We start from the raw sequence: 7,795 nt of genomic DNA on the forward strand, positions 1-7,795 counted from the left end.
CAACTTACATTACCTAGCAATAACCTTGAATACCTAGACGTATTAAGCGGCGCAGGTTCACTTAAAATAATGGGCTCATCAACAGCAACCAGTATTAATGTTGACGCCACTATTTACACAGCCGATATTGACGATGAATACGAACTCACACTCGTTCAGAGTGGAACCAAAGCAAAGCTTGTTGCCCAAAATACAAGTAATAATGGAATTAGCTTTTACAGCGGTCAATCGCCAAGCATTAATTTAGTGGTCACAGTCCCTAACAACCTTAAGCTAGATATTGATGATGGCTCGGGCGATATAACTATTAACGCCATGACAAATAATATTGATGTAAAAGATGGCTCTGGCAGCTTATCAATCAATGGCGCTAAAAACCTAAACATAGACGACGGCTCGGGTGATATTTCGCTTCAAAGCATTGCCGGCAACCTAGAGCTTAACGATGGCTCAGGTAGCATTACTATTAATAACGTGAATGGCAATGCAAATATTGATGATGGCTCAGGCGATATGAGTGTAAGCAATGTACGTGGTACATTAACTGTTGAAGACGGGTCAGGAAGCATAGCAATACAACATATTAATGGCGCTGTAGACGTTGAAGATAACTCGGGCGACTTAACCATTGAGCATGTTGATGCAAACGTTACCATCGAAGATGGTTCGGGCAGTATTCGTGTTAATCATGCAAAATCATTGACTATTACTGAAGCAGGTTCTGGCGATGTAAGCATTGATAATGTGAACGGCCCTGTAAAATACAACCAATAAGATCAGCTGTATCAAGCTTTAAATAATAAAATGCACTTAGCATGCGCTTAAGTGCATTTCTTTTTAAAAACTTTATAATCCACTAATAGCCAACTAACTCTGCATAACCTTTACCTTTAAAACCACCTTGGGTTTTAATTCGCCCCTCCCAGTAGGGAATACTCAATTGATTACGTGAATCGGGGTTACGCGCTTCAATGGTTATAGGCTCAAACCCCTCAACATTAAGCTGCCATTTAATAGGGTAGGATTTATTACTTGGCGTTGTTTGCGCCGTTTGGGTTGTAAGCTCAGATGTTTTTAATACCTGTAAGGTCACGTCATTATTTGCAATAGCGCGCACTTGTCCATCGGAAGTAATGTGCGATGCACTGCAGTAATCATAACTTTGTTGGCCATTACGAATACAAAATGCCATCAAGCCACCCTGCTTTTTATCATCAGCCTGAATGCTAAACCAGTCCCACCCATTTTGGCTCGGATCAATTAACGCCGAAGACCACTCTCTGTCTAACCAAGCATCTCCGGTTACTTGATACGTTTCACCCGCAAATGTAATGTTGCCTTTGGCTTGTAAAAACGGATAACTGTAATAATAAGAGGCATGCCCCTGATGCGTTTTTTGGCTGTAACCTTGCTCGCCATGCTTTACAAGTGGGCTATTAGCCAGCACCAAATTAGCGCTGTAATTTTCCTGCTGCGCCTTTAAGTTAAGCGGTAAAAATGCTGCCTCTTTACTTGCTAACTGCCAATCATCTAAGCGAGCCTCAAATGGCTGCGCAGTAATATTAACTTGCCCCGAGCGACCATACTTTTCAAACGCATGGTGCTGGGTATCTGATTGCATTGCAAAGTGAGCAAAATAAAGCTGCCCGTTCCACCATGGCGACGTTTCAGTTGCAGTGTTTTTATCATCAACAGAGAGCCTAAATAAAGTCCATTGCACACCAAAGGTGTCGCCATTATCTGCCTTTAAATTAGCAGTAACATACCACCATTCAATACCTTGCTGATGATGCGCCCCATGGTCGCGTGGAAAGCTCAGCCCTTGGTGTTTATTTACAGGTTCACCAAATTGCTGTGCAAATCCGCTATGCATTGGTTTATTTTTACTTATTTGCTCTACTTCTGGCTGGCACGCGCTTAATGTGCCAATAAAAACAAAGATAACGGCTGCTTTTAGTCTATTCATGTAAGTCCTATAACTTGGCGACATTATCGGCAACGGCGCTTCGCGTTAATTTTATTAGCGGTAACGCACTCACAAATAAGGCTAAAATAAATATAAGCACAGTAAAACCACCTAATTGCAGCCAATTAACGGTCATGGCCATGGTCCAACCAAAGGCAATGGGCATTACGTAAGTTAATAATACCCACCCAAGGCAAAGCCCCAAAGGTATAGCCAATAACAAGGTGGCTAAAATAATAAGTGCGGCTTGCAATATTTTTGCACCCAATAATTGCAGTTGAGTCACACCCAACGTTTGTAATACTGCCATAGGCTGCAATTGCCCCCGCCCCAGGGTTAAAAAGCTCACCCACATACCAAATAATGCAATCAGCATAATAAATATATTAAGCGCCTGAGTAACATAAAAAGTTTTACCAAATAACTGCTTAGCAAAGCGCTTAAACTGCTGATTAGCAATGACTTGTTGGCTATCTAATTGGTGCTGTTTTTGAATATATTCGGCTATGGCGTCAACGTCACTATTGGGCTTTAGCCAAAGCGATAAACCATACTCGGTGTAACTTAAGCTGCTATTTAATAGTGCTGTTGTAGTGACTATCACATTTAAACCTTGCTCGCCGTAATCATAATAGGCAGCGCGTACTTGGCACGTTAGTGTATTAATATGCTGCCTTAGGGTTATTACGTCACCAACTGTAAGCGAGTACTGCAGCAAGGCGGGTTCATTCACTAAGCAACCCACAATTCCATTTTTGTTTTTTTCAAATACTGCAGATGTAGGTGCTTTATTGTTTAACAAAGTAAGGTGTTGGTTGTAGCTGGCCGTTGCACCAAATGCCATAACATCAACAGCAATTCTATTTTTAGGTGTTTTAAGCTCACTGTTAGCTGACCAATATACGCCTACTTTTTCAACTTCTGGAAGTTCAGCCAGCTTGGTTCCTAATGCTTGAATGTTTTGATCGTGCCTTACGTACAAATCGGCGCTTAGGCGTTTTTCAAGGTGTGTATCTAAGGTGTCGCTAAAACTGCCAACCATAATTTGCATGCCTACAGCGGCACCCATCGCCATTAAAATAGCGAGTACTGAGCTCAACAATGCAGGTAATTGCACTATGCTGTCGGCTTTTAACCACTGAATAATCGGGTTTTGTGTGGGCCATGGCAGCTTAAATACAGCTTTAACTATCGGTGGCGTAACCACAAAAAAGAGCAGTAGCACACAAACACACAGCAACAAGGCGCCCATTTTGGTATTTGCCGTTAGCGCTAAATAACTGGTTGCTGCAATGGCGAGCATTAACATTGGCCATTTAACACGCGCTAAAACAGTACTTAATCGAGCCGACTGGCTGGCTAAAAATCCTAACAAAACAAAAATATTAAGTGTAAAGCCACTGGCAACCATGCTGCTATCAAGGCTGACTACAAAGCTTCTATCTAGTTGGTAAAGCCCTCGAAGAGTGGCCGATACATCCATAACCAAGGCGTTTGCTAGTGCCGCGCCTAATATCGCACCTAACACAGCCGCAAACAAACTAAGCAACGTTAATTCAATAGCCAGCGCCTTAATTAACGCCGACCGTTGACACCCCAACACCCACATTTGCTGCTGTAAGTGAGCGCGCGCATTGTATGCCAGTTTAATTGCGTTAAAGCTTAAAAACGCACCTACCACATAACCCAACAATGCCAGCGCTTGTAAATTAAAGAAAAACGCCTCCGATAGCGCATCAAAAGCTTGCTCTTGCGCAGCTTCAAGGCGTGCTTGATCGCCTAGCAATGCGTTTAATTTAGCTGCTTGTTTACTATTTAAACCACTTACTTCAAAGTAACTGATCACCCCATTTGCGCGCAGTAACTTGTCAGCAAGGCTAATGTCCACCAGCATGGTCATGCCTAAACCTTGTAATTCGCTTACAGCTAAAGTGCGGGTGGCATCGCCCATGTTTATATTAATACGGCTGTTTTTTAAATTTAGCCGCTGCATTAATTTAGGATCGATATAAACAGTATTTAGTAGCTGTTCAAAACCGGAGTAACTATTGTTTGCTGTTGATGCTGATGCTGAGCTGTCGGTATTTTGTGTAAGCCACTGCAATAAATTGACACCTCTAAGTGCGAGCTTTTGCTGCTTATCGGTTTCAATTACACCTTCTAAAACGGGTTGAACCTGCGTAAAACCAGCGGCCCTAATGCGCGACCACATACTGTTGGGCAACCTGTTTTCACCTAATACAGGGCGTATAAAATGCGTCACAGGGTTTGCAATCAACGCTGTAGTTTGTTGGTAGCGCTTACCGGCCTCCAGGTTTAAACCTTGTATTGCAGTCAGTAATGCCGCACCTAAACTAAAACCAATAAAAAACAGTAATAACAGCCCTACATGGCGGCGATAAAACTGCATATACGTTATTAATATAAGTTTAAGTTCAGCCATTAATTTGGCCATCTTTTAAAAATAGTTGCGTAGTAAATTGATTAGCCAATTGCTGACTATGAGTGACCATAATTAGTATTATTTGCTCTTCTTCACACAAGCTTTTTAATAGCGTAACGATATCGAGTGAGCGAGCCGCATCAAGGTTGCCGGTCGGTTCATCAGCCAATAGTAGCTTGGGCTTATTTAATAGCGCACGGCCTATTCCTACTCGTTGCTGCTCACCACCCGATAGCTGTTCAGGCATCGCTGTTAGCTTATTTTCTAAGCCTAGCTTTTTAGCCATTGTATTTACTTCATCGTCGCTCGGCGATAACCCATTAAGCCTTGCTTGAAAGCACATGTTGTCTTTTACATTTAACGGGCTGAGTAATTGGTAATGCTGAAAAATAATCCCTATTTTACGCCTATAAAGCGCAAGCTCACTGGCACTCAATTCACTAATTTTTTGCTCATTAACCGTAATAGTTCCTGCATCAGGAGACAGTAAACCGGCTAATAAATTTAATAATGTTGTTTTGCCCGAGCCACTATCACCCAGTAAAGCAATGTGTGCAGCGGGTAAAATAGTTAACGATAAATCATTAATTATTTGTCGTTTTGTGCCACCATCTTGGCGTGTAAAAAACACATTATTTAGCGAAATCATAAAAGAAAGGTTATTCCTGTAATAAAAATACGGCCCGTTATATAAACGATACCATAACAGTAATACGGTCACTTAAGCGGAATTTTAATTAATTTTTTGACACATAGTAAATGCGTTTATTTAACTAAATCAGCAACTAAAACCCAAATAACTGCATAGCGCCTAACAGTAACTACAAAAGCTTGTTTTTATTTTTTGATTTATATCTATTTTGGGTACATATTAATATCAACTTTATAAGGATATTAATATGCAACGGACACTTTTAATTATATTACCCACTTTGTTTACATTGGCTGCTTGTGGTTCAGGTAGTTCTGACACAAAGCAAGTCACTCCTCCTGTCAGCACAAATGCGCAACCTGTGGCTGTTATAAGTACTGAACAATCAGAATATAAAATCAATACACCCATTATTTTTAGTGCAGAAAATAGTAGCGATCCTGACGGCGATACACTCACGTACCAGTGGCAACTCAGTAGCATAGATAATCAACAAAACATATCGCTTAATACCAACAACCAACGCACTGTTGAATTTTCGGTATCGCAGGCGCAAGACTACACCTTAGAACTTGTAGTAAGCGACGGCAAAATTTCAAGCTCTGTAGTAAGTAAACAAATTACCGTTACCTCAAACGCACAGCTCATTGCAAACGCAGGCAGCACACAAACCGTAAAACAAGGTGATGTAGTTAAATTAACAGCAGCACAAAGCACCGCGACTAATGCGGTAATTAATAGCTACCAATGGCAATTTACCAACAAACCGACATCAAGCACCACACTGCTTGAAAACAGCACCCGAGTTAACAGCCAATTTATTGCCGATAAAGTAGGCGAGTATAGCGTTAAATTAACTATTACTAACTCAGTTGGCGATACTGCCAGCAGTAACGTACTTATAAAAAGTGAGCAGCTTACTGTAAATTCTGCGCCAAATGCCGTGATTTCGGTTCAAAACAGTACACTTTCACCCAACCAACTCGTAACGCTAAATGGTGAACAAAGTACCGATCCAGATACAAACGACACGCTAAGTTATCAATGGGCAATAACTTCTAAGCCTGAGAACAGCGATCCAAGTTTATCTGATGCAATTACCAAAAATGCAGGCTTTGCATCGAATGAGTTAGGTGATTACATAATCTCCCTTAGCGTAACCGATGAAGGTAACCTAAGTGATACCGCACAAGTAACCCTAACCGTTGCCACCGAAAACAAAGCGCCTATTGCTGTTCTTACAGAACAAACAGACATAACCTTAAATACATTAACTACCCTACAATGCCTGCAATGTAGCGACCCCGATAACGATCCACTAACTTATAATTGGCAACTGCAAGCAAAGCCTGAAAACAGCACTGCGCAATTACAGCAAAATACATCGCCAACTCCTTCGCTTACTGCTGACGTTGAAGGCGATTACGTCGTTACCCTAGTTGTATCTGACGGTGAACTCAGCTCATCACAAGCAACCTCGGTGCTACATGCAAAGGATAATAAAAAACCAGTTACTCTAGTAAGTTACAAGTCTTCAATTAGTGTTAATGAGCAAGTTACTTTAGATGCCTCAGCCAGTTACGACCCCGAAGGCGCAGTTTTAAGTTACCATTGGGAAATAGTTTCGTCGTCAAATCAAGCTGTATTAAGCAGTACAAGTAGCTCAGCCCCCACGCTTAGCGCGCCAGCAGAAGGGCAAGTTGTTGTTTCACTTAAAACCAATGATGGTGAGCAGTTTTCAGACACACAAACACTCACTATTAATGTTACACAAAACGCCAAGCCCGTTATTATGCATACCGGTGATAAAGCTCGCTACAGCACCGTTGGTAGCACCGTTAACTTTGATGCAAGCCAAAGCTATGATCCAGAGGGCACCGCGCTTAGCTATGAATGGGAGCTCTCTATACCAGCAGGTTCATCTGCTAGTTTAAGTAGCACCAACCAAAACGTAACCGAATTAACACCCGATCTAACTGGTAACTATATCTTAACTTTCACGGTAACTGATGCTGACAACTACCAAGCCATTACTCAGTTTTCGGTTACAGCTACTAATTCATCGCAAATAACGGGCAACATAAAAGGGCAAATTACCAACGTGCAACGAACCGCAATTAGTAATGCCAAACTCACAATTAACAATGTGCCGTACACCACAAATAGCGCAGGTCAGTTTAACGAAACTCTTAATTTAGCTGAAGGTGAAAACATAACTATAGCTAGCAACGATCCGCGCCTTGCTAATGCCATCTATAACTCTCCCGCAATTACCCAAAATAACTTTACGATAGACTTAGAACAAAACAGTTTACCCGTATTTCAAAGCGTGGAGGTTACCGTATTTGTATGTCCTGAGTTTACCGGGCCAGATACCATTAACGTAAACTTTAACATGACCGAAACACTGCTAGCCTCTGCACGTTTTGAATATCAATTTAACCAAACTCAGGCACTCGTTTTGCAAAAATCAGGAAGCACCTACCTAGATAGCGAACTGCTTATAGACCTACCAGCAACTGCTAAATTTGAGGTGACGGTAACCGAAAGCAACGTTGAGAACACTTATAATTGGCCTATTACTATTTTTTATTCAGCGTCTGACGATCCAAGATCAGCTATTATAAACATATGTAATATTTAGCCTTGTGTGTGCGTTTTTAAAACGCACACAATAAATAACAGCATATACCCACATAACTCATTGTATTTTATACGCACCTAAGCCATGCTA

At 41.4% G+C, this 7,795-nt stretch carries 5 protein-coding genes; 2 read left to right on the top strand and 3 right to left on the bottom strand.

Going from position 1 to position 7,795, the window contains the following annotated elements:
* On the top strand, positions 1 to 774 hold a 774-nt coding region (locus BCG07_RS18455), incomplete at its 5' end, for a DUF4097 family beta strand repeat-containing protein (RefSeq protein ID WP_286891460.1).
* A gap of 82 nt (positions 775 to 856) precedes the next feature.
* Here BCG07_RS18455 and BCG07_RS18460 read toward each other — a convergent pair.
* Genes BCG07_RS18460 through BCG07_RS18470 form a run of 3 tightly spaced genes read right to left on the bottom strand, consistent with a single transcriptional unit; the run spans position 857 to position 5,058 of the window.
* Positions 857 to 1,966, bottom strand: coding sequence for a lipocalin-like domain-containing protein (locus BCG07_RS18460; RefSeq protein WP_243532111.1), 1,110 nt, complete (start codon positions 1,964 to 1,966; stop codon positions 857 to 859).
* Positions 1,967 to 1,973: 7 nt separating this feature from the next.
* Complete coding sequence (locus BCG07_RS18465; protein WP_243532113.1) at positions 1,974 to 4,409, bottom strand: FtsX-like permease family protein; 2,436 nt, start codon at positions 4,407 to 4,409, stop codon at positions 1,974 to 1,976.
* On the bottom strand, positions 4,402 to 5,058 hold the full coding sequence (locus tag BCG07_RS18470) for an ABC transporter ATP-binding protein (RefSeq protein ID WP_243532114.1): 657 nt from the start codon (positions 5,056 to 5,058) through the stop codon (positions 4,402 to 4,404). The genes BCG07_RS18465 and BCG07_RS18470 overlap by 8 nt, the downstream gene beginning before the upstream one ends.
* A 250-nt stretch (positions 5,059 to 5,308) precedes the next feature.
* On the opposite strand from BCG07_RS18470, the gene BCG07_RS18475 reads away from it, so the two are divergent.
* On the top strand, positions 5,309 to 7,705 hold the full coding sequence (locus tag BCG07_RS18475) for a PKD domain-containing protein (protein ID WP_286891462.1): 2,397 nt from the start codon (positions 5,309 to 5,311) through the stop codon (positions 7,703 to 7,705).
* Positions 7,706 to 7,795: the final 90 nt, after the last annotated feature.

Origin of the sequence: Pseudoalteromonas sp. ESRF-bin5 (assembly GCF_002632075.1) — a bacterium.
Lineage (GTDB): Bacteria > Pseudomonadota > Gammaproteobacteria > Enterobacterales > Alteromonadaceae > Pseudoalteromonas > Pseudoalteromonas marina.

Coding starts and splice junctions, on each gene's coding strand:
- BCG07_RS18460 (WP_243532111.1), bottom strand. CDS start 1,966: ATGAATAGACTAAAAGCAGCCGTTATCTTTGTTTTTATTGGCACATTA.
- BCG07_RS18465 (WP_243532113.1), bottom strand. CDS start 4,409: ATGGCTGAACTTAAACTTATATTAATAACGTATATGCAGTTTTATCGC.
- BCG07_RS18470 (WP_243532114.1), bottom strand. CDS start 5,058: ATGATTTCGCTAAATAATGTGTTTTTTACACGCCAAGATGGTGGCACA.
- BCG07_RS18475 (WP_286891462.1), top strand. CDS start 5,309: ATGCAACGGACACTTTTAATTATATTACCCACTTTGTTTACATTGGCT.